This is a genomic window from Sandarakinorhabdus sp. (assembly GCF_032115815.1).
In the GTDB taxonomy this organism is placed as follows: domain Bacteria; phylum Pseudomonadota; class Alphaproteobacteria; order Sphingomonadales; family Sphingomonadaceae; genus Sandarakinorhabdus.
Genome location: NZ_JAUMBI010000071.1, coordinates 1 through 1,788, shown reverse-complemented (window position 1 = coordinate 1,788; position 1,788 = coordinate 1). Strand labels below are relative to the sequence as shown.

Genomic DNA, 1,788 nt, shown 5'->3' with positions numbered 1-1,788 from the left:
CGCGGCCGGGCAGGAGCGCGACCTGCCCGACCGGCTCGTGGGCCATCTGGGCCGCGCGGGCTTCATCAAGCGAAGCCCGGGTGGCAAAGCCGCGGTTGGCCAGCGACTGTGTGCGCCCGAAAGTGAGCTTCGTCCGCGTCACCTCGGCGCGCGCCGCCTGTTCGCGCGCTGCTTCCGCCTGGGTTTGCGCCTGTTCGATTGTGGAACGCACAATGGCCAACGGCGCGCCCGCCGCCACCACATCGCCTTCGTCGTGCAACATTTGCACGATCTGGCCGGCATAGCGGGAACGCACATCAACAAGCTGTTTTGGTCTGACGCGCCCGACAACGGACAGGACAATCTCCACACGCCCGGCCTTCACCGTCGCTACTGAGACTTCGGCCGGGCGCAACAACCACCAGCCGACTGCCGCAATAATGATGGCGGCCACCAACGCAGCTGCTGCAATGAAACGCCAGCGCCCTCCAACAGCCTGACTGCCCCCGCCGCTTTGTGTTGTTTCGGGCCGGCTCGGCATCCTGTATCCAATTATCCCAAGGGTTAACCTTATGGTGGACCCCATAATGATACTGCACAATCAATTTGGTAACGCGTACCGCCTGCAGCCGCCTTTTCGGCTACCCGCCCAATTCAACTGTTGGTTTTTTGGCTCTGCATGGGGGCTTTGGGGTGGGGCCGGCGGCGGGTTGACGAGGAAAGGACAAAGAAAAAGGGGCGGCTGGTGGGCCGCCCCTTTCGGATTTGGTGGTTGGTGGGCCGCCTCAGTGGCCGGCGAGGGCCGCCAACAACAAGAGCGCCACGATGTTGGTGATCTTGATCATCGGGTTCACGGCGGGGCCGGCGGTGTCCTTGTAAGGGTCACCCACGGTATCGCCGGTCACGGCGGCCTGGTGGGCCGGCGAGCCTTTGCCGCCGTAGGCGCCTTGTTCGATCACTTTCTTGGCGTTGTCCCACGCGCCGCCGCCGCTGGTCATGGAGATGGCGACGAACAGCCCGGAGATGATGACGCCCATGAGCAGCGCGCCCAGGGCGGCAAAGCCGTTGCCCTGGCCGGCCACGGCGGTGATGACGTAATAGACCACCACGGGCGCCAGCACCGGCAGCAGGGACGGCACGATCATTTCCTTGATCGCGCCGGCGGTGACGAGGCCCACGGTGCGGGCATAATCGGGCTTCACTTCGCGGGTGGCGATGCCGGGATTTTCGCGGAACTGGGCGCGAATATCCTGGGCAACGGCCTGGGCCGTACGGCCCACCGCTGTCATCGCCATGCCGCCGAACAGATAGGGCAGCAGCGCGCCGAGCAGCAGCCCGACGACGACATAGGGATTGGACAGCGAGAAATCGACCGGCACTTCCTTGAAGAACTGCGCCAGATCCTCGGTGTAGGTGGCGAACAGCACCAGCGCGGCAAGGCCGGCCGAACCGATGGCATAGCCCTTGGTGACGGCCTTGGTGGTGTTGCCCACCGCATCGAGGGCATCGGTGCGCTGGCGCACTTCGCCATCAAGGCCGGCCATTTCGGCGATGCCCCCGGCGTTGTCGGTCACCGGGCCATAGGCGTCCAGCGCGACGATCATGCCGGCCAGGGCCAGCATGGCGGTGGCGGCAAAGGCGATGCCGATCAGGCCGCCCAGTTTGAAGGTGGCGATGATGCCGGCAACGATCACCAGTGTGGGTAGCGCGGTCGATTCCATCGACACGGCGAGACCCTGGATGACGTTGGTGCCATGGCCCGAATCCGATGCCTTGGCGATGGATTGCACCGGGCGATAATCGGTGCCG

General features: G+C 65.0%; 1 protein-coding gene and 1 pseudogene. Both read right to left on the bottom strand.

Going from position 1 to position 1,788, the window contains the following annotated elements; translation table 11 throughout:
- Positions 1–436 (bottom strand): annotated as a pseudogene (locus tag RT662_RS04220) (hypothetical protein); the annotation flags it as partial.
- A gap of 328 nt (positions 437–764) precedes the next feature.
- Positions 765–1,788: sodium/proton-translocating pyrophosphatase (locus tag RT662_RS04215; RefSeq protein WP_313669425.1), on the bottom strand; the 1,024-nt coding region annotated here is incomplete at its 5' end.